We start from the raw sequence: 22,728 nt of genomic DNA, 5'->3' as shown, positions 1-22,728 counted from the left end.
TGCTACACCAGATAAAAACCGTCATCCGGCCGCCGGCCGCCGATGATCGCGGGGTCGGCCTTGGCGAGTTCATCGTAAAACGCCTCAAGATCGGTACGCGCAGCACTCGCCTTCAGCGCACATAGATGGCTAGTCGGGAAGGAGGCAGCGATGATGTCAGGCGGAAAGCCCAGGGCTTCGGCGACGGCATCGGCCGCCGTCTTCGGATCGGCGATGGCGCTGGCAAGTGCAGCCTCCATGCCCGCCTGCAGCGCCTCTATGCCGGCCTTGCCGAGCTTTTGCTGAACCTGCGACGTCAAGGCGAGGCCGGCCTGCGGGATTTCGGCCTTGCCGGCCACCTTCGCCCATTCCTGCTGGATATCGATGGTGCGGTGGACGGTCATGAAAAACGACTTCGCCTTGATCAGCACAGCGGTTGCGGCCGGTTCGCTGAGCAGCGCCGCATCCACCCTGCCCGTCAGCAGCAATTGCACAGCTTCCGGCGGCGAGGCGGCATATTCCAGCTTGATGTCGCCGGACTTCAAGCCGTTTTCGGCAACAAGGCGATGCAGCACGAAATCGGGCATATCATTCTTGAACGGCAAAGCGAGCGTCTTGCCGGAAAGGCTTTTCAGGGAGTTCAGCGTCTCGTCTTTCGAAACGATATAGAGCAGACCCGTGGTCAGCACGTTGAGCAGCCCGAGGCCGAGGCCGCGATTATGGAGATTGGCGGCGCCATAACTCGGCATCACCACCGCCCCCATGGAGCCGGAGGCAACGGCCGCGCGCATTTCATCCGGCGTTTTCCAGGCCTTGAACACGGCTTCAGGCGCAACGTCCTTCAGGAACCCGCCTTTTACGGCATGGGCCAGCACGGCGGACGGCGCAGCGGGAGGCCCGTAAAAGGTGAGCGGTGTCTCCGCTTTCAGAATATGGGGTGCGGCAAGCGTCGCCACCGTGAAACCGGAAAGGGCCGAAAGAGCCTGACGACGGGTGAGATGATGGGCCATGGTCCTGATCCTTGTTCGCGCCGGAAGCGCCCCCGATGCCCGCACAACCGGCCTTGCGGCCCGGAGCGTCACCAACCCGGAAATGACATTTTGCAAGCGGGTGCTCTTTGCGCAGGATCAAACAACGCCGGAAGCAAGGGGCTATTTGCATGTTTTAAGAGACCGGGCCTCTCGCAGAATGCGCGAACCCTCCTGCGCGGCGGCGGCGATATCGAGAAACATCAGGCTCGCCGTTTCGACCACGCCTTCATCGACCGTATCGTCCTCGGCAAAATCCGATAGCATATCGGCTAGAAGCCCGATCTTGCGCCGCTCCTCGCGGGCGGCGGCAAGGAGCTTGACGACATTGCGCTGGCGCTCGAAATCCTCAAGCTCGCGCAGCGCCTCGTGCACCTTGTCACGGCAGTCGCAATCGAGCGCACTTTGCAAAACCACGTTACGCACGAGATGGATCGCCGCCGCGATATCCGCCCCGCCCGGCGCTGCTGCGGACAGCGTTTGTTCACTTTGCCCGTTCGTCGTCATGCATTCACCCCATGCACCGTGTTGCGGGCGCGGGCGATCCAGGCCGCCCCTTCCTGCCCGTGGTGAAAACCATTGGAAAAAGGCACGTCCGGATAGATTTGGCTGAGACGGGCAAGACCATCGTCCGCACCCCGCCTGCCGGTCAGAACATCGTCATGGATCTGCGCCACCGCCACCATGTCGCAATCCTGCGGCGAGAGGCGGAAGCGGGCGATGCCGGCAGCGGCCAGATCCTGAAGCTCGCCAAGCAGCGACTGGCAGGTGTGCGACACCGTCTGCACCCCGTTCAGCGCCAGAAACGACTGCCGGTCGAGCGTACGGACCGGCAATCCATCCGGATCGTCGCCGCAGACGAACTGGCAATTATCCTTGATATTGCCCTTGGCGCGGGCATGGGCGCAGCGCGCCGAAATGGCGAGCGGCAGGCGGCCGAAGGCGAAGATTTCGAAGTCCACATCAGGCGTCTCCGCCACGATGCGCTCCACCGAGATCATCGGCAGTTCCGGCGGCAGGCAGATGGCGCTTGCCCCGCGCGAGGAGAGCAGCCGCGCGGTCGCGGCATTATAGACATTCACCATCGGCCCGACGACGTGCGGCGCGCCATGCAGCATGCCAAGGGCGGAAAGGTCATTCGCCTCGACGGGATAGGGACTATCGGCGATCAGGCCGCGCAGCTGGCGGCTTTCCCGTTCCAGCGTCACCAGTGAAAGCGTCGAAAGGATCACCTGTTTTCCGGCGTTCTCCAGCCGCTCGATCACCTCTGCCAGATGCGGCTCGGTGAAATGAAACCGTTTGGAACAGACGGTCTCACCGAGATAGACATGGCTGACGGGCGCCTCATCGGCGACGCGGAAATAGAAATCTCGCCATTTCTCGCCCTGCCAGAGATAAAGGACCGGGCCGAGCGCCAGAGTGGCCTTTGCGGGTTTTACCATCGCCTTCATCTCCAGCGTTTCTCGTAAGCGCCAACGGTGGTGCGCTGGCCTTCGCTTAAGAGCCGCAGGCGTGAGAGCAGCCTGCCGCGCTCTTCGGCACCGGCGGAAAGCGCCCGGTGCAGGGTGGAAACCACTTCCGCCACATAGGCCTTGCCGCGCTGGCGACCCTCGATCTTCAGCGCGCTGACCCCCGCCTCGCGCAGCGCATCGATCTGGTCCATCACGTCAAGCGATACCGGATCCTCGAAGGCATAGGACTTGTCATCGGCAATCTCGAAACGGCCCTTGCACAGCGTCGGGTAACCCGCCGCCTCCCCCGCCGGAAAGCGGTTGATGGTGTAATCACCGAGTTCCGACACCAGCTCCTGCCCATCCTGCCGGTAATGCACATGGCTTGCCGGCGAGCAGACGCCGTTCATGTTGGGTGATTTGCCTGTGGCATAGGAGGACAGCGAGCACCGCCCTTCCGCCATGACGCAGAGACCGCCGAACACGAAGATTTCGATTTCGCAGCGGATTTGCCGCGCCAGCCGGGCGATGTCGGAAATCGTCAGGGTGCGCGGCAGCACCACCCGTTTGGCGCCGAAGGCATCGACGAGAAAATTGACCGCGTCGGCATTGGAGGCGGAGGCCTGTACCGAGACGTGGATGCGCTGCTGCGGATGGTTTTCCGCCACATGCGCCATCAGGCCGAAATCGGCGAGGATAAGCGCGTCAGCCCCCGCCTTCACGGCATCGGCCGCGCCGCGATACCAGATATCCTCATTACCGGCGCGCATGAAGGTGTTGAGCGCCACAAAGGTCTGGACACCGCGTTTCTTCGCGTAAGTGATGGCGTCGGCCAGCTCTTCGCGGGAAAAATTGAGGCCGGGAAAATTGCGGGCATTGGTTTCATCACGAAAGCCGCAATAGACAGCGTCCGCCCCGGCATCCACGGCCTCACGAAAGGCGGCGGGCGTTCCCGCGGGACAGATCAGTTCCATGCCTGCTCTCCCCGCGTTTCGGACAGAACGTGGCCGCGCAGGCGGTTCGCGACACGCGTTACCACGGGCGCGAAAGGCCCGGCAAATGCACCGAGGTCACGCGGCAGATCGATACCGCTGTCATCAAGCGCATTGCGCAGCGCCAGCATCGCCTCCATGTCGCCGGTGACGCTCAGATCACGCGAAAAGAACAGCGCATCGGCATCCTGCCGCCCCTCCATCAGCGCAAGCAGCATGAAAAGCGGTCCCTCGACCGCCGCGTCCGTCTTGGGCAGGCGGCCCTTTCGGCTGACGGTGATGGCAGGACTTGCGGGTTCGACCATGAAGGCGAAGGGGAGATCGACAGGCAGAAAAGCGTAGCGCTTGTTGCGATGTTCGCCGAGCCGGACGAACATATTCGGATGCCGCTTCATGATCTGCGCCAGCATCGCCGCCGTCGCTCGCTGCACCACGGCAATCGGCAGAAAATTCAAGGGGGTGGCGATGGCGGCGGGAAAAGGTCTCATGAAGGGTCCTGTCGGCTCTGTTGCGGGCGGCAACCTAACCGTGGCGCACGGATGGCGGTTTGAGCGAACGCAAAGACAGGGTGATTTTCCGGCGTGAAACGATGAAAAGCGCTATAGATCACGGACTTGCCAAGCGAAGGAGGTCGCCCATGTCCGATATAAGGGTCAAACGGATTTACGAACCCGCCAGCGACGATGACGGCACGCGCGTTCTGGTGGACCGGCTCTGGCCGCGCGGCATGCGCAAGGAAGATGCAAAACTGTCGCTATGGCTGAAGGCGATCGCGCCCAGCAACGAATTGCGAAAGAACTTCTCCCATATGCCATCGCGCTTTGCCGAATTTACCCGGCATTATCATGAGGAACTGGCGGCCAACCCCGATGCCGTGGCCCAGATGAAGGAGCTGATGGCGAAAGGCCGGGTCACACTGCTTTATGCCGCCCACGATACCGAACACAACCACGCCCTCGTTCTCGCCGACTATCTTCGTTCGCACTGAACCCGCATTTGCGGCAGCGCAAGGACATGCCCCACTGCCACCGGCAAACAGGCGGCATGAAAGACGAGCGCACAGACAAAGAGACAGAAACGAAACCCTTCCGCGCTGCCGATCTGCGCGGTTTCGTCCGGCTGCTGGAAGAGCGTGGGCAGCTGCGGCGAATCCGCCAGCCGATCTCGCTGGTGCACGAGATCACCGAAATCCACCGCCGCGTACTCGCCGAGGCCGGGCCGGCGCTGCTGTTCGAGCAACCCGTCGACCACGAGGGCAAGGTGCGGGAGATGCCGCTGCTTGCCAATCTGTTCGGCACGCGTCAACGCATCGAATGGGGGCTCGGGCTGGAAACGGGCGGTCTGCCCACGCTTGGCGCGAAGCTGGCAGAATTGCGCGAGCCGCGGCCGCCGAAAACCATGGCAGAGGCCTGGAGCAAGCTGCCTTTGCTCCGGGCAGCACTTTCCATGCGGCCACGCAACGTCTCCCGCGCGCCGGTGCAGGAAAGGGTGCTGACGGGAGATGCAGTCGACCTTGCCCACCTGCCGGTGCAATGGTGCTGGCCGGGCGAACCGGCCCCGCTCATCACCTGGCCGCTGGTCATCACCCGTTCGCCTGATGATCCCGACGATATCAATGTCGGCATCTACCGCATGCAGATGTTGGGGCCGGACAGGGTGATCATGCGTTGGCTGGCTCATCGTGGCGGGGCACATCACCACCGGCTGTGGCAGGCGCGCGGGCTGGATATGCCCGTTACCGTCGCCATCGGCACTGATCCCGCCACCATTCTCGCCGCCGTCATGCCGCTTCCCGAACATATCAGCGAGCTTGGCTTTTCCGGCCTGCTGCGCGGCTCGAAAAGCCGCATCGCCAGAGCATTGACCGTGCCGATGCCGGTGCCCGCCCATGCCGAGATCGTGCTGGAAGGGACCGTCTCAGTAACGGAAACGGCGCTGGAAGGACCTTATGGCGACCATACCGGCTATTATAATTCGGTCGAAGCCTTTCCGGTCATGACACTGTCGGCAATCACCATGCGCCGCAATCCGATCTATCTTTCCACCTATACCGGCCGGCCGCCGGATGAACCCTCGGTTCTCGGCGAGGCCATGCTCGAGATTTTCCTGCCGCTCGTCAAAAGACAGTTTGCGGAAATCGTCGATCTGTGGATGCCGCCGGAGGCCTGTTCCTACCGCGTGATGGTCGCTTCGATCGACAAACGATATCCGGGGCAGGCAAAACGGGTGATGATGGGCCTTTGGTCGATGCTGCCGCAGTTCAGCTATGTAAAACTCATCATTCTGGTCGATCCCGACATTGATGTGCGCAACTGGGCGGACGTCGTCTGGGCGCTCTCCACCCGTTTCGACGCCTCGCGCGATACAACGATCATCAACGACACGCCGATTGATTATCTCGACTTCGCCTCGCCGAAAGCCGGGCTCGGCGGCAAGATGGGGCTGGATGCCACCCGCAAGCTGCCGCCGGAGACGGAGCGTGAATGGGGCCGCGTGCTATCAATGACACCTGACGTGATCGCGAAAGTCGATCTGATATGGCGTGATCTCGGCCTTGGAGAACGGCCATGACTCCGTGCCGCGTCGTGGTCGGCGTTACCGGCGCCTCGGGTGCCGCCATTGCGCTGCGCATCATCGAACGCCTCGCCGGGATGAAAAGCGTCGAAATCCATCTCGTCCTGTCGCAATCGGCCAGACGCACCGTGCTGCATGAGGAAGGTGCGCAAGCCATGGGGCGGATGTTGTCGCTCGCCAGTGTCAATCACGCCGTCGATGACATCGGCGCGGCAATTGCCAGCGGCTCTTTCCCGACAGCCGGCATGATCGTTGCGCCCTGCTCCATGCGCACACTTGCGGCCATTGCAACCGGGTTTTCGGACAATCTTCTCACCCGCGCCGCCGATGTGCATCTGAAGGAACGCCGGAAGCTGATCCTGATGACACGCGAGACGCCGCTGCATCTCATCCATCTGCGCAACATGTGCGCGGTGACGGAAGCGGGCGCCACCGTCATGCCGCCGGTTCCGGCCTTTTACAACAGACCGCAAAGCATCGCCGATATTGTCGACCAGATGGCCGCTCGCGCCATTGATCAGCTCGGTATCGCTTCCGCGCCGCAGGCGACGATATGGCAGCCACATGTTGTGAAAGCACCCTGAGCGATCAGAGATAGGCCATAGGGTCCGCGCCGAAGAGCGCAGCATGGCCACCGGCCAGCAGCCACCAGATCGTCAACGCCGTCAGCGCCGCAGCAAGCAGCATCGGCCCGTCCACGGCGAGGCGCGTTTTACCGGAGAGGATTGCTGCGAAGGGAACCGTTGCGCTGCCGGCAGCCGTCGCGCCCCACGCATCGCCCAGTCTTTTCCGGGCGCGTTTTTCAGTCATGGCCATTCCGCCGAGAGAAAACAGCGCAAAGCCGCCGAAGAGAATAACGGAGCGCAGGTCGCCATTCGGCACGACATGCCCCAGCGACCAGAACAGAAAACCGACAAGCACCGGATGGCGGGTGATGCGGACAATGGCGCCCGGTCTCTGCCCCTGCCGTATGGAAATGGAGAGCGGATTGACGCTGAGGAGGCCTGCCAGCACGAAAAACAGGCCGAGCGGTGCTGCCAGAAACGTGACATGCGCCTGCCAGGGCGCGACATCCCAGAGCGGAATGTAATCGACGGACAGCGCGGCATAAAAAACCCAGGCCAGCGTCAGAAGCGAGACCACGGAATAGGCGCCGAAATAAGCGGGCCTGCCGATGGCCGCAATCAGCCGGCCGCGCACGGCCGGCACGGCGGGAATGGAATGCAGCGCCACGAAAAGCGAAAGAGCGGCGACAAGTTCAAGCATGCGACTGCCTTCTCACTGGTTCAGGAACAGCACCGACGCAATCGCCACGGAGGCAAGAACGGCGGAAACCGCGCCCATGCGCTGTAATACTCCCATACGGTACAACAGTACCGCAAAGCCAATGATAACAGGGGTTGCGACAATCAGCCCGACCTGTGCGTCGTTCATGGGAAGCTCCATTTTCCAGAGTTGCGCTTTGTCAGGACAATAGGGCTTTGCGCGCTCCCTTCTTTGACCGCCCGCAAAGAAGCGGGGTTTGAGGACGCCTAAGCGTGGCTTGCTGTTTTACAATTACGGACAAGGCCATGGCGATAAATACGGAAGAGGAAAGCGGAAACCTGCTCCTGTGGATTCTGGTCTGGAGTGAGCTTGCCGCCTTCGGCGCTTTGACGGGCGCATTCATCATCGCCTTCGCCCTCAATCCCGAGGGATTTGCTGCCGCGCGCCAGCATCTGCAGCCGCAGCTTGCCGGTCTCAATACGCTTATATTGCTGGCGAGCGGCTGGCAGGCGGCCGTGGCGGCCAGCCGTCACACCGCGCTGCCGGGCAAAAGGCGGGCGCTTGTCCTTGCCGGCCTTCTGGGCTTCGCTTTTGTTGGTGTGAAGCTCTATGAATATTCCACCGAAATCGCCTTCGCGTCCGATCCCGCCTATGGCGCATTCTTTGAGCTTTATTTCCTGCTCACCGGCTTCCACCTGCTGCATGTCGTCTTCGTGGCGATCCTGCTGTTTATCGTGGCCTGCTGGCCGAAAAACGAGAACATCACGCTGGTGACGACGCTGTGGCATGTCATCGATCTGGTCTGGATCGTCATCTTTCCCGTCGTTTATCTGGTTTGACATCATGATCCATCGCACCTCCCGCCAGCTTGCAAGAAGCTTCACAGCACTCGCCATTCTCGTTCTCGCCGGCACGGCCGTCGTCATATCGTGGAAGGCGGCGTTTCTGCCGCCGGTCGCAGCCGCCTGCCTGATGCTGCTTTTCGCGCTCATGAAATCCAGACGCGTCATCGACGACTTTCTGGGCTTTCGCGAAGAGCGCGGCCTGCTGCGCGCCGCCCTTCTGGCATGGCCCGCCATCTTCGCCGCCGCAGCCCTTTTGCGGGCATTCGTCCAGGGCATTTTGTCACTCTGAAAAGGCCGGCGGCACCACCTCTCCCGTTGTTTGCCAAAAGGCAAAGAACGCCCGCGGCCAACGGCTAGAAAGGGTTCAGGCCCCACCGCATTCCGCCAGCCCGCTGGCAAATCCCGGCATGAGGGTTCGATCAAGCCAGTCCGCATAAGCGGTCTTCCGGATGGAAAGGACCATTGGCATGGCAGAACGCCTGACCAAAACAGGAGCGCGAAACGTCTTTTACGGCGGCTCCATCTTCTTCTTTGTCATATTCGTCGGGCTGACCGCCCATAGCCATTATTACATGCGCACCACCTCGACGGATGAAAGCACGCTGACGGAAAGCGTCGCACGCGGCAAGCACGTGTGGGAGAAAAATTCCTGCATCAACTGTCACACGCTGCTCGGTGAAGGCGCCTATTTCGCGCCTGAACTCGGCAATGTCTGGAAGCGCTATGGCGGCGTGGAAGACAAGCAAGCGGCGCGCGATTCCATCAAGGGCTGGATGGCCGCCCAGCCCACCGGCATCGAGGGCCGACGCCAGATGCCGCAGTTCAATCTCACCGAACAGGAGCTCGATGATCTCGTCGACTTCCTCGAATGGACGAGCCGGATCAAGACGCAGAACTGGCCGCCGAACGAGGCGGGTTGAGGTGGACGGCAAGGAGATGACGAGATGAAATACCAGACACAAAAAGTCGCCATGCTGTATTTTTACGGCGCAATCGGGCTGTTCGTGGCGCAGATCCTGTTCGGCGTCGTCGCCGCCACGATCTACGTGCTGCCCAATACGCTTTCCGAGCTTCTGCCCTTCAACATCGTGCGCATGATCCACACCAACGCCCTTGTGGTGTGGCTGCTGATGGGCTTCATGGGCTCGACCTTCTACCTGCTGCCGGAAGAGACGGAAACCGAGCTTTACAGCCCGAAACTCGCCATCGCGCAGTTCTGGATCTTTCTGGTGGCCGCAGCCGTTGCGGTGGTCGGATATATGTTCCGCATCCATGAAGGCCGCGAATTCCTCGAGCAGCCCTTCGCCATCAAGGTCGGCATCGTCCTCGTCGTCCTGATGTTCCTGTTCAACATCACCATGACGGCGCTGAAGGGCCGCAAGACCACTGTTATCAACATCCTGCTCTTCGGTCTCTGGGGTCTGGCGATCTTCTTCCTCTTCGCCTTCTACAATCCCATGAACCTGGCGCTCGACAAGATGTACTGGTGGTACGTCATCCATCTTTGGGTGGAAGGCGTGTGGGAACTGATCATGGCCTCGATCCTCGCCTTCCTGATGATCAAGCTCAACGGCATCGACCGCGAAGTGGTGGAAAAATGGCTCTATGTCATCGTCGGCCTTGCCCTCTTCTCGGGCATCCTCGGCACCGGACACCACTATTACTGGATCGGCGCGCCCGGTTACTGGCAATGGATCGGCTCGCTCTTCTCGACGCTGGAAGTGGCCCCCTTCTTCACCATGGTCATCTTCACCTTCGTCATGACCTGGAAGGCCGGCCGCAAGCATGAGAACCGCGCGGCACTGCTCTGGTCGATCGGCTGCTCGGTCATGGCCTTCTTCGGTGCCGGCGTCTGGGGCTTCCTGCATACGCTGTCGTCGGTGAATTACTATAGCCACGGCACGCAGCTCACCGCCGCCCACGGGCACCTCGCCTTCTTCGGCGCCTATGTGATGCTGAACCTCGCCATGATGGCCTATGCCGTGCCGGAAATGCGAAAGCGCGCGCCTTACAATCAGTGGCTTTCGATGACGAGCTTCTGGGTGATGTGCACGGCCATGTCGGTGATGACCTTCGCGCTGACCTTTGCCGGCGTGGTGCAGATCCAGCTGCAGCGCGTCATGGGCGAAAGCTTCATGGATGTGCAGGACCATCTGGCGATCTTCTACTGGATCCGCCTCGGCTCGGGTTTCGCGGTTCTCATTTCGGCGGCCATGTTCATCTGGGCAATCCTGGTCCCGGGCAAAGAAAAACAGGGTGACGTTGCCCGCCTCGTGCAGCCCGCCGAATGAGAAAACGGACCGGCTCTCCTTTTCCCCCGGAGAGCCGGTTCCTTACCATCAAACATGGAGATGACCATGAACACCCTCTTCCGCCCGACACCGCCGCCCCTGCCGGATGCCCCCTTCTACACGCCGCTCGGCAATGAATGCGTGCTGTTCGAAAGCGCCTGGGTGCGGCAATTGCCGCTTCTGCTGAAAGGCCCGACAGGCTGCGGCAAGACCCGTTTCGTCAGCCATATGGCGGCGAAACTCGGCCTGCCGCTTTCGACAGTTTCATGCCACGACGACCTTGCCGCCGCCGACCTGACCGGCCGTTACCTGCTGAAAGGCGGTGAAACCGTGTGGATGGATGGCCCGCTGACACGCTCGGTGCGCCAGGGCGGCATATGTTACCTCGACGAGATCGTCGAGGCGCGCAAGGATGTGGCTGTCGTGCTGCATCCGCTTACCGACGACCGCCGCATCCTGCCGCTGGAGCGCACCGGCGAGGTTCTGCAAGCGCCCTCCGGCTTCATGCTCGTCGTGTCCTACAATCCCGGCTACCAGAACCTGCTGAAAAGCCTGAAGCCCAGCACCCGACAGCGTTTCGTCGCCATTGAATTCGACTTTCTGCCCAAGGAACAGGAAATCGCCGTCGTTTCGCATGAAAGCGGGCTCGATGCGCGCGATGTCGAGCCGCTGGTCGATCTCGCCCACCGGCTGCGCGGCCTGAAGGGTCACGATCTGGAAGAGGGCGTCTCCACCCGCCTGCTCGTTTATTGCGCCAGCCTCATCGATACCGGCCTTCCCGCCCGCCAGGCCGTGCGCGCGGCGATGATCGAGCCGCTGACCGACGAGCCTGACGTGAAGGCCGCGCTGCATGAAGTCGCGGATGCGATCATCCGATAGGGCGCATTTATATCCATCTCGGATTGCGCGGCGTGGCCCGCGCATTCCGGCCCGATGCCATGAGGATAAACCATGCTGGACTTTCTGGAACTGGAAGAAACCGTCGGCCGCGCCTGGCACAGGCTGATCGGCGAAACCGGCACATGGCTGCGCTTTCCAGATCATGCCGTGAAGCTGGAGGACATGCAGGCCGTGCTGGCCATCTGTTTCCGCGGTTTTGGCGGTGAACATGCGGTGCAGATCGCCCCGGCGCGCGCGCGCACCTCCACGCACCGGCTGAGGCTTCGCCAGCGCATGGGCCTTGGCGAGGAGAAACTGGCCCAGCCCGGCCGCGATCACGCCACGCTGATGCTGCCGCCGGTGCTCGATCTGTTTCCCGACCGCCGCCTCAACCGCGATCTCTATCTCTGGCTCGCGGCCGCCATGGCGATGATGCCGCTTCAACCGGTCATGGTCGCCGACCCGCTGCGCAACGATCTTGCCCGGCTCGACCGCGCCGCAGAACTGGCGGAAGCTGTCATCCGTGCCTTCGCCGGAATGAAGACCCGTTATCGGCGGCTTTGCGCTGCCCTGCTCGCGGTGCGCCAGAAGCGGCCGCTGCCGCAGGCCGAGCAGCAGGTGGAACAACGAGTGCTCTCCATGCTGGCGGAAGCGGCGGGGATCGAGGGCCACACACCGCCCGCCGGCTTCCCGGTCAAAGCGCCGCCGCGCTACCTGCCCATGCTGCCGGTTCCGCTCTGGCCGGACACGCTGCTGCGCGAAACCTCCGAGGCGCGGCAGGGCGAAGACCAGCCGGCGGCGAGCGCCGCGCCGCAGGGGGCGGAAGCGGCCCGCCATATCGCCGTGCGTGAAAAGGCGGAGAACCGGCAGACCGAGCGAAGCCCCTTCATCCTCAACCGTTTCGAAAAGATCCTTGCCATGGCCGAGATGGTCAATGTCGACCGTCCCGGTGACGACAGCGACGATGCCGACGGCAGTGCGGCCGACGAGCTGGACGACATGACGCTTGGAGAAAGAAAGGGACGTCCTTCCGCCCGCTTCCGCTTCGATCTCGACCTGCCGCCCGAAGCGCTGGATCATACGCCGCTGACGGCGGAACTGACCTATCCCGAATGGGATTATCGCAGTGGCACCTACCTCGCCGACCATTGCCGGGTCATCGCCTCCCCTGCGAAGGGTGCTGAGACGGCGCCGGAACCCGACCCGGACACCAAGAGCCTTATCCGCCGGGTCAGGCGGCAGTTCGAGGTACTCAGGCCACGTCACGAAATGCTGCGAGCCCAGCTTGACGGCAACGATCTCGATCTTGACGCGGTGGTTCGCGTCAGAAGCGACATCGCCGCCGGCGGACAGGGCAGCGACCGCATTCATATGGCAAGCCGCCCGCAGGCGCATGATCTTGCCGTGACAATCCTCGTCGACGTATCGCTGTCGACCGACGCCTGGTTCGACAATCGCCGAGTGCTGGACGTGGAAAAGGAAGCGCTGCTGGTGCTTGCCCACGGGCTTTCCGCCTGCGGTGACAGTCACTCGATCCTGACCTTCACCTCACGCCGCCGCTCCTGGGTGCGGGTGGAGACGGTGAAGGATTTCGATGAGCCGATGGGCCACACTATCGAGCGTCGCATCGCGGCGCTGAAGCCCGGCTTCTACACCCGCATCGGTCCCGCCATCCGCCATGCCAGCGCCAAGCTGCATGAAAGACCGGAGCGCCGCAAGCTGCTTCTGTTGCTGACGGATGGCAAGCCGAATGATGTCGATCATTATGAAGGTCGCTTCGCCATCGAGGACAGCCGCCGCGCCGTTTCCGAGGCAAGGCGCTCGGGCGTCAGCGTCTTCGGGGTGACTGTCGACAGCAAGGCGCAATCCTATATTCCGGCCATGTTCGGCCAGAACGGTTATGCCATCGTCAGCAGGATAGCGAAGCTGCCATCGGCGCTGCCGGCAATCTATCGCAGCCTTGCCGGCTGAAGCCTGTCGCGCAGACGGACCTGACGAATCTCAGGTTTATTTGCGCGGCGACAATGTCTCCCAACCGCACGGCGGATAGGTTTTTCCAGTCCGCCGGCCGGCCGCACCGCCGGACATAGTTTCATCCGCGGCCGTGGAGCCAGCCTATGTCCGAAGCCCAAACTGCAACCAATATCGATGTGCGCATCATTCCGCACCGCGAACGCCATCCGCGCATTTTCGGCGCGCTCGGCGCATTGGCTCAAGGGCAATCGCTGCAGATCACCAGCGATCATGATCCCCGTCCGCTGCTTTACCAGCTTGCCACCAATTTCCCCGGTGAATTCGGCTGGGAATATCTCGAACAGGGTCCTGAAGTCTGGCGTCTCGATATCGGCCGGCTGGAAGAACAGGCCGAAGGCTCCGAGGACGATATGTCCGGCTGCGAATGCTGCTGCGGATCCGAGCATTGACCCCAGCGCCTGCGGCATGGTGAAAAGACCTCTGGCGGACGGCTCATGCCGCCGCCAGCCGACTAACGAGGTGAAGCAATGACGGAAATGATCAGGGAACTCGATGTCCGGCCGCTTTTGCAGAGCGGCGGCGAGCCCTTTCCGGCAATCATGGAAGCCGTGGCCGGGCTTGCGCCGGGTGAGGCGCTGCGATTATTGGCCACCTTCCGGCCCGTTCCGCTGTTCAAGGTCATGGCCGAGCGCGGTTTCAACCATCAGGTCCGGGAAATCGGCGGCGGCGACTGGGAAGTGCTGTTTACGCCGCAATCCAGTGAAGCCGAGCAGATTTCCGTTTCGCCGGCGCTTGCGGGCAATGCCGAAGAGCCGCAGATATGGCCAGACCCGGTCATCTATCTCGATCTCAGCGACGAGGCGACCGGGGGTCAGGCGAGCCGTACGCTTGCCGCACTTGACCGTCTTCCCCCGGGTGCCGTGATCTTCGTGCTGATGCCGCAGGAACCGACCTTCCTCTACCCGGAGCTTCTGGCCCGGGGCCATCAATGGGCCGGCAATTTCGACGAGGCGCGCACGGCGTTTCGCATCTTCATCCGCGCCGGGGCCGGTGCACATTAAACCATCGGGTATCCTCGATAACGAAACGCCCCGGAAATTGCTTCCGGGGCGTTTCGTTTTGGCGGTTTAGCAACGAACCCGACTACGCTTTCAGCGGTTTGCGCTCACGCATCAGGATCGGCCCGTATTCAACGCAGAAGAGACCGAAACCCACGATCCAGAGAAGCGCCGAGCAGGCGTAAAGATGCATCATGGCGCCGAGGAAGAACTCGGCTGTAGGTCTCAGCAGCGCGCAGGCGATCAGCGCCACATAAGCGGCAATAGTGACCCTGCTGGCCGCAAGCTTGCGTCCGGTGTGGCCAAGGCTTGCTCTCGTCATGACCGCAAGCATCATGCAGCCGATGACGCCGACAGTGAAGATGTGCAGGACGGACCGCGTGTCCATGACATCCAGAGCCGCCAGCGCAATGGCGATGAAACCGGCGGGGATGAAGGCATAGGCCACATGCAGCACCACTAGCACCTGCTCAGGCCAGGTTGTCCAGCCGCGCCAGCGGATGAGACGCACGGCGTGCATGAAAGCTGCCAGAAGTGCCGTGGGCACGGCCACCATGCTCTCGGGCTCTACCGTCCAGACGGCCAGCGCCGCGATGCCGGTGAGGATGGCGGCGGTGTCGAAGCCATTATAGGGCACAGGAAAATCCGTGCGGCCGAAACGGTTCAGCCAGTTGCGAGTGAAACTCGGCACGATCCGGCCGCCGACGATAATGACGAGCACGGTGTAGGCCGAAACGGCAAGGCGGGTCGCCATCTGGCTCAAGTCGCCTTCAATCGCCGCCACATGGAAAATGATATTGGCGACGGAAAGCGCCAATAGCCCACCCAGCACTTTGAGGTCCTTCCACTTGCGCCCAGCAATGACCTCGCGCGCGCAGATCGTGAGAAGTGCCGGCAGGAACAGCCCGTCAAAGGCTGCAGCGGTGACCACGCCCACCGTGTCCGGCACGAGCAGAAAAATCCGGCCCGCGCACCAGAGCGCAAACAGCCAGACCAGCGGTTTGCCCGACACCGGCAGCCGCCCCGTCCAGTTCGGCACAGCCGTCAGTAGAAAGCCGGCCAGCACCGCCGAAGCGAAACCAAACAGCATCTCATGGGCATGCCAGTTCGGCGCACCGTAATCTCCGCCGATGTCGACAAGGCCGGAAAGGGCTGCAATCCACAACACCATCGCCACGATGGCCCAGATGGCGCCGCCGAGGAAAAATGGCCGGAAGCCGTAAGAAAAGATAACCGGGCCGGTGCGTGCCAGCCCCCTTGGAATGCCGCCCTTTGGCCGGCTGCGCCCTTCGGTGAGAACGGTTTGGCTACCACTCATTATAATGCTCCTCGTTTGGTCTTGACATATGTCTAGACGCAAGCCCGTCTCGCTTCTTTGCGAACAGGCAAAGAGGAGGTGCGACGCCTCCGCATGAAGCCGTAACCGCCTGCCAAAATGTCGCAGGTGGCCCGACGCGCAGTTTGCTCCATCTCAAATTGTATTTCCGCCCCTCCGCTACAAATGCTGTGACAGAGCGAAACATGCTCTGCCCTAAGAGGGACAGGAGAAATATGATGACGGAAACCTTCCACATCACACGGCGTAATATTCTCGCAGGCGCAGCATTTGCAGGGGCTGTAGCCCCCATGGTCATACCATCGGCGGCGAGCGCGGCAGAGGAAAAGAAGGCCGCAGCCAAGCCATTGACGAGCGCGGAAATTGCAGCGCTTCCTCGCGTAAAGGTTGATCTCGTCAAGCCGCCCTTCGTGCACGCCCACACGCAGAAAGCCGAAGGCGGACCGAAGATCGTCGAGTTCACCTTGACGATCAAGGAACAGAAAATGGTCCTCGACGACAAGGGCACCGAGGTCCATGCCATGACGTTCAACGGCTCGGTTCCCGGGCCCCTGATGGTGGTGCATCAGGACGACTATGTCGAACTGACCCTCATCAACCCCGATACCAATGAGCTGCAGCACAATATCGATTTCCACTCGGCCACCGGCGCGCTCGGCGGCGGCGGGCTCACCATCGTCAACCCCGGTGAAAAGGCGATCCTGCGGTTCAAGGCCACCAAGGCCGGCGTCTTCGTCTATCACTGCGCACCTCCCGGCATGGTGCCGTGGCACGTTACCTCGGGCATGAATGGCGCGATCATGGTGCTGCCGCGCGAGGGCCTGACGGACGGCCACGGCAAGGAGCTTGTTTATGACAAGGTCTATTATGTCGGCGAACAGGACTTCTACATCCCCCGCGACGAGAACGGCAATTTCAAGAAATATGAAAGCGCCGGCGACGCCATGGCCGATACGCTGGAAGTCATGCGCAAGCTGACGCCAAGCCACATCGTCTTTAACGGCGCAGTCGGCGCCCTGACGGGGGAACACGCCCTTCAGGCCGCCGTGGGCGAAAAGGTGCTGATCGTGCATTCGCAGGCGAACCGCGATACCCGCCCGCACCTCATCGGCGGCCATGGCGATTATGTCTGGGCGACGGGCAAATTCCGCAACCCGCCGGATCTCGACCAGGAAACCTGGTTCATCCCCGGCGGCACGGCGGGCGCGGCCTTCTATACCTTCGAGCAGCCCGGCATCTATGCCTATGTCAACCACAACCTCATTGAAGCCTTCGAGCTGGGCGCGGCGGCCCACTTCAAGGTGACGGGTGAGTGGAACAACAGCCTGATGCAAGCGGTGCTCGCTCCGTCGAGCATCTAACGCGCCCGGAAGCGCGCCGCCGCCACCAGAGTGCGGCGCGCTCCCCTTCTGCTCTCTGCGGCCTGAAGGCAGGCCCGAACTTTGGCGTTCCCAAAACGCAGGCAGGTTCCCATGGGCATTCCCGGCAACAGCCATTTTCCAAATGCGGTCTCGCTCCTTTTGCCGCTCTCGCTTGCCACGCTGCTGGCAACGGCGATCGGTTTCCAGTCCGGGATCATCCACCGTAGCTCCGATCCGCGCGCGGCCATGACCCCGCCGCAGGTCGTTACCGTGCCTGCTGGCAGTTTCACCTACCGGGCGGAAGGCGAATATTTCCGCAATGGTTATGCCGTCGATGGGCCGATGGTCGACGTAACGATGCGGCAAAATCTGACGATCATGAAATATCAGGTGTCGAGCGCGGATTATGCGCGCTGCGTCGCCGAAGGCGGCTGCCAGCAGCCGGAACCCGGCTTTGCCGCTGCGGTCGGCGGCGAGATACCGGCAACCGGCATCAGCCAGGATGATGCCCATGCCTATGCCGCATGGCTGAGCGAGCGGACGGGCACCACCTGGCGCCTGCCGAGTGATACTGAACTGGCCTTTGCCGCCGGCTCGCTTTTTCCGGACGAGACGCTTGGCGTAGCTGCCGATAGTGAAAACCCGGCCTTGCGCTGGCTGGCGGATTATGAGCGGCAGACCAGCCGCAAGGCCTCGGGCAATCCCGTTCCGCAATCCTATGGCAGCTTCGGCGAAAACGAATATGGCCTTGCCGATTTCGGCGGCAATGTCTGGGAATGGACCTCGAGCTGCAGCCGGCGTGTAACGCTTGGCACGGATGGCGAAATGCTGGATACCGTCGCCTCCTGCGGTATTCCCGTCGCTTCGGGAAAACACCGTGCGGCGATGAGCGCCTTCGTCAAAAACCCGAAAAGCGGCGGCTGCGCGGTCGGCGTGCCGCCTGACAATCTCGGTTTCCGGCTCGTGAAGGATACGCGCTGGTATGCGCCGCTTCTCGAAAAGCTTCGCGCAGCCGCTCTGATTTCTTGATAATCGTCAATTAAAACAATTAGTTGATTTATATCATTTGATCTTCTTCCACCGGTGATAGTGCTGTATTGTGAAGATACAGAAAAGGCCGATACCCGATTGCCCATTGCGGGAACCGTGGCGGCGGCCGACCACCGGAGAGGGTGCAAGTGAAGATTGACCGAAGCGTCATCCGGTCGCTGGCCTTGTTTGCCAAGATGGCCGACGATGAGCTGGACGGACTGCTGACCCACGCCACATCCCGGCTCGTGCCGGCGGGCGAAGCCATTTTCGAGCAGGGCCGGCCGGCCACGCATTTCTTCCTGCTCATCCACGGCCGCCTGAAGGTAACGCAGGTGACCCATGACGGTCAGCAGATCATCGTGCGCGTGGTGCATCCCGGCGATCTCTTCGGTTTCGCAAGGGCGCTGCAGCGGGCCGATTATCCCGGTACCGCAACGACGGCTGCCGAAAGCGTGATCCTGTCCTGGCAAACCGATCTCTGGCCGCAATTCGTCGAGCAGAACCCGCATCTTGCCGTCTCAGCCATGCAGACAATCGGCCAGCGTCTCGAGGAAGCCCATACGCGCATCCGCGAAATGTCGACGCAGGAAGTGGAGCGCCGGGTGGCCCATGCCGTGCTGCGCCTTTCGCAGCAGGCGGGACGCAAGGAGCTGGACGGCATCCGCATCGACTTCCCGATTTCGCGTCAGGATATCGCCGAAATGACCGGCACGACGCTGCACACCGTTTCGCGCATTCTCAGCAGCTGGGAGACCAAGGGGCTGGTGCAGGGCGGGCGGCAGAAGCTTCTGGTCTGCAATCTGCCGGGCCTTGCCCAGCTGGCGGAAGGCGAAGCCAGCCAGGTGTAGAGTGGAGGCGCCTGCCTCCATGTGCTTGGCCTTCGCCAAGGGCGGGCCTCGACCGGGTAGCCCCCGGCTCTCACTCAACCGGCTTTGAGGCCGCGCTTTCAATATAGGCGATGAGATTGTCCAGATCTTCCGGCTTGCTGATGCCGGCCAGCGCCATCTTGTTTCCGGGTATTTTCTTTTTTGGCGCGCTCAGGAAATCCCGCAATTCCTCCGGCGTCCAGACGAGACCGTCCTCGCCCGCTTTTTTCATCGCACTCGAATAAGTATAGTCAGGCACACCGCCCGCCGCACGGCCAATGATGCCGTTGAGCTGTGGGCCAATCCTGTTTTTCGCACCCTCGCCGATGGCGTGACAGACGGAACAGCGCTTGAACACCGCCTCCCCCTTGGCAACATCACCCTCGGAGAGAGCGGGAATGGCGCTTGCGGCGACCATTGCCGCCGCGATGATTATTATATTGCGCATCATGTCATCCTTGTCTTGCCGCTTGAGTGTGGCCCGTCCACAAATGCGGACGGGCCAACAGTTCTCTCTTCAGGTCGTGCCCCAGGCAGGCGTACCCCTCTTGTAGGAAATGCGGTCTTCGAAACCACCGGGAATCTCGTCGTAAACGAGAACTTCCGTGGCCCCGATCTTCGACGTGAAGAAGCCGAGCAGCGTCAGTTGTTTGACCAGCGTGAAGGCATGCGGTTTCGCCAGTGTCTGTTCCGCCTTGGCCTGCTTGTCCAGCGCCGAAAGCAGCGCCTGCCGCTGTTCCGCCGTCAGCTCCAGAAAGGCCTTCTTGTGTTCGGTCTGGCTGCGCTTCTCGATGTCGGAAATTGCCGAAAGGAAGAGCGCCCGCTGCTCGTCGGTGTAGCAATCGGCTGCATAGACGGCCATGAATGCACCCACTTCGGCATCCTTCGCACCGGGCGTGGAAGTGCGGGGAATGATGGTCTCCGCCACTTCGTCCAGAAAGTGGATTTCCTCCGGAGTAAAGACGTGGGCACCACCGGCGGATTTGGCAGCATTTTCCGCGGCTGTCAGGACATCCGCACCGATCAGCGGAAGGCCGGTGGCAATGGCTATCAGTTTCAGCAGTTCGCGTCTGTTCATCACAGGTTCCCCTTCTTGCGTTCGGAAACGGCAAATTCGGCTGCACGCGCCGTCAGCGCCATGTAGGTCAAAGACGGGTTGACGCAGGAGGCCGAGGTCATGCAGGCGCCGTCAGTCACGAAGACGTTCTGTGCATCCCAGACCTGGTTGTTGCCGTTGAGGACGGAGGTTTTCGGGTCGCGCCCCATGCGGGCCGTTCCCATTTCATGAATGCCCATGCCGGGTGCATAGCTGCCCCGCGAGGGTTTGACGTTCTTGATGCCGACCGCCTCGAACATCTCGACGGCGTCATTGACCATGTCTTCGCGCATGTCGAGTTCGTTCTGCTTCATCTCGACATTCATGGAGAGGACCGGAAGGCCCCATTTGTCCTTCTTCTCATGATCGAGCTTCACGCGGTTCTCATGGTAGGGCAGCATTTCGCCGAAAGCGGTCATGCCGATGGTCCAGCCACCCGGCTCGGTCAGCGCTTCCTTGTAATCGGCTCCGATATTGAGCTCGGCGATTTCCCGTTCCCAGCGCGAACGGCTGGCCGAGCCCTGATACCCGAAACCGCGCAGATATTTACGCTTGTCGTCGCCGGTATTGCGGAACCGCGGAATGTAGAAACCCGCCGGACGACGGCCCTTGAAGTAGAAGTCTTCGAAACCTTCCACCTGGCCTGTCGCGCCCATGCGGAAATGGTGATCCATCACGTTGTGGCCGAGTTCGCCCGAGCTGCTGCCAAGCCCGCCCTCCCAGACATCGGTGGCCGAATTCATCAGCACCCATGTCGAGTTCAGCGTCGAGGCGTTCAGGAAGATGATGTCGGCGGTGTATTCATAGGTCAGGTTGGTTTCTGCATCTATGATCTCGACGCCGCGAGCCTTCTTCCTGTCCTTGTCGTAGAGGATTTCCTTGACGATGGAAAAAGGCCGCAAAGTGAGATTGCCGGTGGCGACTGCCGCAGGCAGGGTCGATGCCTGCGTGCTGAAATAGCCGCCGAAGGGACAGCCCAGCCGGCACTTGTTGCGGAACTGACAGCGTGTGCGCTCCTGATCGGGAAGTTCCTGGGTAATGTTGGCGCAGCGCGAATTGATGAGGTGACGCGTGCCCTTGAACTCTTTCTTCAGCCGGCTCGCCACATCCTGCTCGACGAAATTGAGCGGAATAGGTGGCAGGAATTCGCCATCAGGGAGAATATCCAGCCCTTCGCGACTGCCGGAAATGCCGGCGAAGCGCTCGACATAGTCATACCAGGGGGAAACATCCTCATAACGGATCGGCCAGTCGACGGCGATGCCTTCTTTCGCATTGGCCTCGAAATCGGTCTGCGACCAGCGATAGGTCTGGCGTCCCCAGAGCAGCGAGCGGCCGCCGACATGATAACCGCGGAACCAGTCGAAGCGCTTTTCCTCGACATAGGGCGTTTCCTGCTCATCGGCCCACATGCCGAGCGTTGCCTCTTCCAGCAGGTAATCGCGGCTGAGAACGGGATATTTCGCCTTCATTTCCTGCGTGGCGCGGTTGCGATGGGGGTAATCCCAGGCTTCCTTGTCTGCATTCTGATAGTCGGTGATGTGCTCGATGTTGCGGCCGCGCTCCAGCATCAGGACCTTCAGGCCCTTTTGCGTGAGTTCCTTTGCGGCCCAGCCTCCACTGATGCCCGAGCCGACAACAATCGCATCATAATGATTGTTTGCCATGATAACTCCTCCGATGTGAGCTTGGAAAAAACGACAGGCAAAGCGCTTCCCGTCGCAACGCGGCGGAAACTGGTCATGCGTCTGTCGAACCTCATGCGCCCCGGCGAACCGGCCGCCGGGGAGCGGTTCTGGTTTTACTGGCAGTGTTTACTGAATGGTCGGAAGACGTTCGCTCAGGAACGCATTGCCCTTGGTCACGACGGCTTCGGCATCGAGCGGAAGGTCGTGTTCAAGGATGAACCATTTTGCGCCGGCCTGTTTTGCCGCCGGCAGGATCGTCTTCCAGTCGAGAGTGCCGGTGCCAAGCGTTGCAAAGCCGCGCTCGTTTTCCGCCGTTCCCGCAGGCGCATTGTCCTTGGCGTGGATGGCAAAAACCTTGCCCTTCAAGGTGCCGAGGAACTCAGCCGGATCATTGCCGCTGCGCGCCACCCAGGCGACGTCGACTTCGGCCTGCAGTTTCGGGCCTGCCGCATCGAGCAGCAGTTCAAGCGCCGTCTTGCCATCGAACTTGACCATTTCAAAATCGTGGTTGTGATAGGCCATGGAGAGGCCTGCCGCAGACAGTTTGTCCGCATATCCGCCGAGCTCCTTGCCGAAGGCGGTCCAGCCTGCAGCATCCTTCGGGCGGTCTTCCGGCTTCAGGAAAGGCACGGTCACGACAGGATTGCCGACGGCCTTCTGCTCGGTGATGACCTCATCGAGATTACCGCGAAGCTTGTCAATCGGCACATGCGAGGAAATGACCTTGATCTTGTGCTTTTCGAGAAGCGTGTTCAGCTCGCCGGGGCTGACCTTCTGCATATCCACCGTTTCCACGGCGGAAACGCCAGCGCGGTTGAGGATGGCAAGCTGTTCTTCCAGCGTTCCGGAATTGCGCAGGGTGTACATCTGCGCCGCAATCGGCAGCGTCTTGCTGTCATCGGCAAAAACCGGATTTGCGATGCCGGCCGCCAATGCGACAACGACTGCCATGCCTGCGAATTTTGACTTGAACGTTTTCAAACGCGTAACTCCCTTTCCGTTTGATCAATGT

26 protein-coding genes are annotated in these 22,728 nt (G+C 61.5%); 14 read left to right on the top strand and 12 right to left on the bottom strand.

The genetic code is table 11. From position 1 onward, the window contains the following. Nucleotides 1-2: 2 nt before the first annotated feature. The 5 genes from V6R85_RS17735 to ubiT all read right to left on the bottom strand — a co-directional run bounded on the left by V6R85_RS17735 (nucleotide 3) and on the right by ubiT (nucleotide 3,938). The gene (locus V6R85_RS17735; RefSeq protein ID WP_111782385.1) at nucleotides 3-989 is read right to left on the bottom strand and encodes an ABC transporter substrate-binding protein; all 987 of its coding nucleotides are present in this window, start codon (nucleotides 987-989) and stop codon (nucleotides 3-5) included. Nucleotides 990-1,130: 141 nt separating this feature from the next. Continuing rightward, nucleotides 1,131-1,514, bottom strand: coding sequence for a hypothetical protein (locus V6R85_RS17730; protein WP_336377102.1), 384 nt, complete (start codon nucleotides 1,512-1,514; stop codon nucleotides 1,131-1,133). Continuing rightward, entirely contained in the window at nucleotides 1,511-2,449 is a 939-nt protein-coding gene (gene ubiV / locus V6R85_RS17725) for a ubiquinone anaerobic biosynthesis protein UbiV (protein ID WP_129565331.1), read from the bottom strand. The genes V6R85_RS17730 and ubiV overlap by 4 nt, the downstream gene beginning before the upstream one ends. A gap of 5 nt (nucleotides 2,450-2,454) precedes the next feature. Beyond that, nucleotides 2,455-3,432 carry a ubiquinone anaerobic biosynthesis protein UbiU gene (gene ubiU, locus V6R85_RS17720; protein WP_003504676.1) on the bottom strand — a complete coding sequence of 326 codons (978 nt, stop codon included), beginning with the start codon at nucleotides 3,430-3,432 and terminating at the stop codon, nucleotides 2,455-2,457. Next, nucleotides 3,423-3,938 (bottom strand): ubiquinone anaerobic biosynthesis accessory factor UbiT, encoded by a 516-nt coding sequence (gene ubiT, locus V6R85_RS17715; protein WP_020809032.1) that lies wholly within the window; start codon nucleotides 3,936-3,938, stop codon nucleotides 3,423-3,425. Before ubiT ends, ubiU begins: the two co-directional genes overlap by 10 nt. A 149-nt stretch (nucleotides 3,939-4,087) precedes the next feature. Between ubiT and V6R85_RS17710 the strand changes: the two genes are divergently transcribed. Genes V6R85_RS17710 through V6R85_RS17700 form a run of 3 tightly spaced genes read left to right on the top strand, consistent with a single transcriptional unit; the run spans nucleotide 4,088 to nucleotide 6,608 of the window. After that, complete coding sequence (locus tag V6R85_RS17710; RefSeq protein WP_003504671.1) at nucleotides 4,088-4,438, top strand: DUF488 domain-containing protein; 351 nt, start codon at nucleotides 4,088-4,090, stop codon at nucleotides 4,436-4,438. 56 nt (nucleotides 4,439-4,494) lie between these two features. Further along, on the top strand, nucleotides 4,495-6,021 hold the full coding sequence (locus V6R85_RS17705; RefSeq protein ID WP_336377101.1) for a UbiD family decarboxylase: 1,527 nt from the start codon (nucleotides 4,495-4,497) through the stop codon (nucleotides 6,019-6,021). Beyond that, complete coding sequence (locus tag V6R85_RS17700) at nucleotides 6,018-6,608, top strand: UbiX family flavin prenyltransferase (RefSeq protein ID WP_129565329.1); 591 nt, start codon at nucleotides 6,018-6,020, stop codon at nucleotides 6,606-6,608. Before V6R85_RS17705 ends, V6R85_RS17700 begins: the two co-directional genes overlap by 4 nt. A gap of 4 nt (nucleotides 6,609-6,612) precedes the next feature. On the opposite strand, the gene V6R85_RS17695 is transcribed toward V6R85_RS17700, so the two are convergent. Next, nucleotides 6,613-7,290, bottom strand: a complete 678-nt coding sequence (locus V6R85_RS17695) for an NnrU family protein (RefSeq protein ID WP_129565328.1) — start codon at nucleotides 7,288-7,290, stop codon at nucleotides 6,613-6,615. Between the two features lie 12 nt (nucleotides 7,291-7,302). Next, nucleotides 7,303-7,458 carry a hypothetical protein gene (locus V6R85_RS17690; protein ID WP_003504656.1) on the bottom strand — a complete coding sequence of 52 codons (156 nt, stop codon included), beginning with the start codon at nucleotides 7,456-7,458 and terminating at the stop codon, nucleotides 7,303-7,305. Nucleotides 7,459-7,595: 137 nt separating this feature from the next. Here V6R85_RS17690 and V6R85_RS17685 point away from each other — a divergent pair, with 137 nt between their 5' ends. From V6R85_RS17685 to V6R85_RS17650, 8 genes are all read left to right on the top strand, one after another. Next, nucleotides 7,596-8,129, top strand: a complete 534-nt coding sequence (locus V6R85_RS17685) for a cytochrome c oxidase subunit 3 (RefSeq protein ID WP_111793987.1) — start codon at nucleotides 7,596-7,598, stop codon at nucleotides 8,127-8,129. A 4-nt stretch (nucleotides 8,130-8,133) separates the two neighbouring features. Beyond that, complete coding sequence (locus tag V6R85_RS17680; RefSeq protein ID WP_107676977.1) at nucleotides 8,134-8,424, top strand: hypothetical protein; 291 nt, start codon at nucleotides 8,134-8,136, stop codon at nucleotides 8,422-8,424. Between the two features lie 178 nt (nucleotides 8,425-8,602). Then, on the top strand, nucleotides 8,603-9,055 hold the full coding sequence (locus V6R85_RS17675; RefSeq protein ID WP_003504650.1) for a c-type cytochrome: 453 nt from the start codon (nucleotides 8,603-8,605) through the stop codon (nucleotides 9,053-9,055). A 24-nt stretch (nucleotides 9,056-9,079) separates the two neighbouring features. Beyond that, a complete protein-coding gene (locus V6R85_RS17670) occupies nucleotides 9,080-10,426 on the top strand; it encodes a nitric-oxide reductase large subunit (RefSeq protein ID WP_003504648.1) in 1,347 nt (448 codons plus the stop codon). Nucleotides 10,427-10,492: 66 nt separating this feature from the next. Beyond that, nucleotides 10,493-11,305, top strand: coding sequence for a CbbQ/NirQ/NorQ/GpvN family protein (locus V6R85_RS17665; protein WP_080867472.1), 813 nt, complete (start codon nucleotides 10,493-10,495; stop codon nucleotides 11,303-11,305). 72 nt (nucleotides 11,306-11,377) lie between these two features. Continuing rightward, on the top strand, nucleotides 11,378-13,276 hold the full coding sequence (locus tag V6R85_RS17660; protein ID WP_129565327.1) for a nitric oxide reductase activation protein NorD: 1,899 nt from the start codon (nucleotides 11,378-11,380) through the stop codon (nucleotides 13,274-13,276). 146 nt (nucleotides 13,277-13,422) lie between these two features. After that, nucleotides 13,423-13,728, top strand: a complete 306-nt coding sequence (locus V6R85_RS17655; RefSeq protein WP_003504642.1) for a DUF2249 domain-containing protein — start codon at nucleotides 13,423-13,425, stop codon at nucleotides 13,726-13,728. A gap of 78 nt (nucleotides 13,729-13,806) precedes the next feature. Next, nucleotides 13,807-14,340, top strand: a complete 534-nt coding sequence (locus V6R85_RS17650) for a DUF2249 domain-containing protein (RefSeq protein ID WP_060724273.1) — start codon at nucleotides 13,807-13,809, stop codon at nucleotides 14,338-14,340. An 82-nt stretch (nucleotides 14,341-14,422) separates the two neighbouring features. On the opposite strand, the gene V6R85_RS17645 is transcribed toward V6R85_RS17650, so the two are convergent. Continuing rightward, nucleotides 14,423-15,655 (bottom strand): NnrS family protein, encoded by a 1,233-nt coding sequence (locus V6R85_RS17645; protein ID WP_129565326.1) that lies wholly within the window; start codon nucleotides 15,653-15,655, stop codon nucleotides 14,423-14,425. Nucleotides 15,656-15,891: 236 nt separating this feature from the next. On the opposite strand from V6R85_RS17645, the gene nirK reads away from it, so the two are divergent. The 3 genes from nirK to V6R85_RS17630 all read left to right on the top strand — a co-directional run bounded on the left by nirK (nucleotide 15,892) and on the right by V6R85_RS17630 (nucleotide 18,914). Next, the gene (gene nirK, locus V6R85_RS17640) at nucleotides 15,892-17,034 is read left to right on the top strand and encodes a copper-containing nitrite reductase (protein WP_003504637.1); all 1,143 of its coding nucleotides are present in this window, start codon (nucleotides 15,892-15,894) and stop codon (nucleotides 17,032-17,034) included. Nucleotides 17,035-17,145: 111 nt separating this feature from the next. After that, the gene (locus tag V6R85_RS17635) at nucleotides 17,146-18,063 is read left to right on the top strand and encodes an SUMF1/EgtB/PvdO family nonheme iron enzyme (RefSeq protein WP_129565325.1); all 918 of its coding nucleotides are present in this window, start codon (nucleotides 17,146-17,148) and stop codon (nucleotides 18,061-18,063) included. 149 nt (nucleotides 18,064-18,212) lie between these two features. Beyond that, on the top strand, nucleotides 18,213-18,914 hold the full coding sequence (locus V6R85_RS17630) for a Crp/Fnr family transcriptional regulator (protein WP_020809046.1): 702 nt from the start codon (nucleotides 18,213-18,215) through the stop codon (nucleotides 18,912-18,914). Between the two features lie 70 nt (nucleotides 18,915-18,984). On the opposite strand, the gene V6R85_RS17625 is transcribed toward V6R85_RS17630, so the two are convergent. The 4 genes from V6R85_RS17625 to V6R85_RS17610 all read right to left on the bottom strand — a co-directional run bounded on the left by V6R85_RS17625 (nucleotide 18,985) and on the right by V6R85_RS17610 (nucleotide 22,697). Then, complete coding sequence (locus V6R85_RS17625) at nucleotides 18,985-19,380, bottom strand: c-type cytochrome (RefSeq protein ID WP_111817617.1); 396 nt, start codon at nucleotides 19,378-19,380, stop codon at nucleotides 18,985-18,987. A 69-nt stretch (nucleotides 19,381-19,449) separates the two neighbouring features. Beyond that, nucleotides 19,450-20,010 (bottom strand): gluconate 2-dehydrogenase subunit 3 family protein, encoded by a 561-nt coding sequence (locus V6R85_RS17620; RefSeq protein WP_111817563.1) that lies wholly within the window; start codon nucleotides 20,008-20,010, stop codon nucleotides 19,450-19,452. Further along, on the bottom strand, nucleotides 20,010-21,695 hold the full coding sequence (locus V6R85_RS17615) for a GMC oxidoreductase (RefSeq protein ID WP_003504626.1): 1,686 nt from the start codon (nucleotides 21,693-21,695) through the stop codon (nucleotides 20,010-20,012). The genes V6R85_RS17620 and V6R85_RS17615 overlap by 1 nt, the downstream gene beginning before the upstream one ends. A 147-nt stretch (nucleotides 21,696-21,842) precedes the next feature. Beyond that, entirely contained in the window at nucleotides 21,843-22,697 is an 855-nt protein-coding gene (locus V6R85_RS17610) for a sugar phosphate isomerase/epimerase family protein (protein WP_003504623.1), read from the bottom strand. Nucleotides 22,698-22,728 lie beyond the last annotated feature (31 nt).

Origin of the sequence: Agrobacterium sp. CCNWLW32 (assembly GCF_037083425.1) — a bacterium.
Lineage (GTDB): Bacteria > Pseudomonadota > Alphaproteobacteria > Rhizobiales > Rhizobiaceae > Agrobacterium > Agrobacterium radiobacter.
This window is presented reverse-complemented; position numbering and strand designations above follow the sequence as displayed.

Excerpts from the sequence above, each read along its gene's own strand:
- V6R85_RS17735 (WP_111782385.1), bottom strand. The coding sequence starts at position 989 with ATGGCCCATCATCTCACCCGTCGTCAGGCTCTTTCGGCCCTTTCCGGT.
- V6R85_RS17730 (WP_336377102.1), bottom strand. The coding sequence starts at position 1,514 with ATGACGACGAACGGGCAAAGTGAACAAACGCTGTCCGCAGCAGCGCCG.
- ubiV (WP_129565331.1), bottom strand. The coding sequence starts at position 2,449 with ATGGTAAAACCCGCAAAGGCCACTCTGGCGCTCGGCCCGGTCCTTTAT.
- ubiU (WP_003504676.1), bottom strand. The coding sequence starts at position 3,432 with ATGGAACTGATCTGTCCCGCGGGAACGCCCGCCGCCTTTCGTGAGGCC.
- ubiT (WP_020809032.1), bottom strand. The coding sequence starts at position 3,938 with ATGAGACCTTTTCCCGCCGCCATCGCCACCCCCTTGAATTTTCTGCCG.
- V6R85_RS17710 (WP_003504671.1), top strand. The coding sequence starts at position 4,088 with ATGTCCGATATAAGGGTCAAACGGATTTACGAACCCGCCAGCGACGAT.
- V6R85_RS17705 (WP_336377101.1), top strand. The coding sequence starts at position 4,495 with ATGAAAGACGAGCGCACAGACAAAGAGACAGAAACGAAACCCTTCCGC.
- V6R85_RS17700 (WP_129565329.1), top strand. The coding sequence starts at position 6,018 with ATGACTCCGTGCCGCGTCGTGGTCGGCGTTACCGGCGCCTCGGGTGCC.
- V6R85_RS17695 (WP_129565328.1), bottom strand. The coding sequence starts at position 7,290 with ATGCTTGAACTTGTCGCCGCTCTTTCGCTTTTCGTGGCGCTGCATTCC.
- V6R85_RS17690 (WP_003504656.1), bottom strand. The coding sequence starts at position 7,458 with ATGAACGACGCACAGGTCGGGCTGATTGTCGCAACCCCTGTTATCATT.
- V6R85_RS17685 (WP_111793987.1), top strand. The coding sequence starts at position 7,596 with ATGGCGATAAATACGGAAGAGGAAAGCGGAAACCTGCTCCTGTGGATT.
- V6R85_RS17680 (WP_107676977.1), top strand. The coding sequence starts at position 8,134 with ATGATCCATCGCACCTCCCGCCAGCTTGCAAGAAGCTTCACAGCACTC.
- V6R85_RS17675 (WP_003504650.1), top strand. The coding sequence starts at position 8,603 with ATGGCAGAACGCCTGACCAAAACAGGAGCGCGAAACGTCTTTTACGGC.
- V6R85_RS17670 (WP_003504648.1), top strand. The coding sequence starts at position 9,080 with ATGAAATACCAGACACAAAAAGTCGCCATGCTGTATTTTTACGGCGCA.
- V6R85_RS17665 (WP_080867472.1), top strand. The coding sequence starts at position 10,493 with ATGAACACCCTCTTCCGCCCGACACCGCCGCCCCTGCCGGATGCCCCC.
- V6R85_RS17660 (WP_129565327.1), top strand. The coding sequence starts at position 11,378 with ATGCTGGACTTTCTGGAACTGGAAGAAACCGTCGGCCGCGCCTGGCAC.
- V6R85_RS17655 (WP_003504642.1), top strand. The coding sequence starts at position 13,423 with ATGTCCGAAGCCCAAACTGCAACCAATATCGATGTGCGCATCATTCCG.
- V6R85_RS17650 (WP_060724273.1), top strand. The coding sequence starts at position 13,807 with ATGACGGAAATGATCAGGGAACTCGATGTCCGGCCGCTTTTGCAGAGC.
- V6R85_RS17645 (WP_129565326.1), bottom strand. The coding sequence starts at position 15,655 with ATGAGTGGTAGCCAAACCGTTCTCACCGAAGGGCGCAGCCGGCCAAAG.
- nirK (WP_003504637.1), top strand. The coding sequence starts at position 15,892 with ATGACGGAAACCTTCCACATCACACGGCGTAATATTCTCGCAGGCGCA.
- V6R85_RS17635 (WP_129565325.1), top strand. The coding sequence starts at position 17,146 with ATGGGCATTCCCGGCAACAGCCATTTTCCAAATGCGGTCTCGCTCCTT.
- V6R85_RS17625 (WP_111817617.1), bottom strand. The coding sequence starts at position 19,380 with ATGCGCAATATAATAATCATCGCGGCGGCAATGGTCGCCGCAAGCGCC.
- V6R85_RS17620 (WP_111817563.1), bottom strand. The coding sequence starts at position 20,010 with ATGAACAGACGCGAACTGCTGAAACTGATAGCCATTGCCACCGGCCTT.
- V6R85_RS17615 (WP_003504626.1), bottom strand. The coding sequence starts at position 21,695 with ATGGCAAACAATCATTATGATGCGATTGTTGTCGGCTCGGGCATCAGT.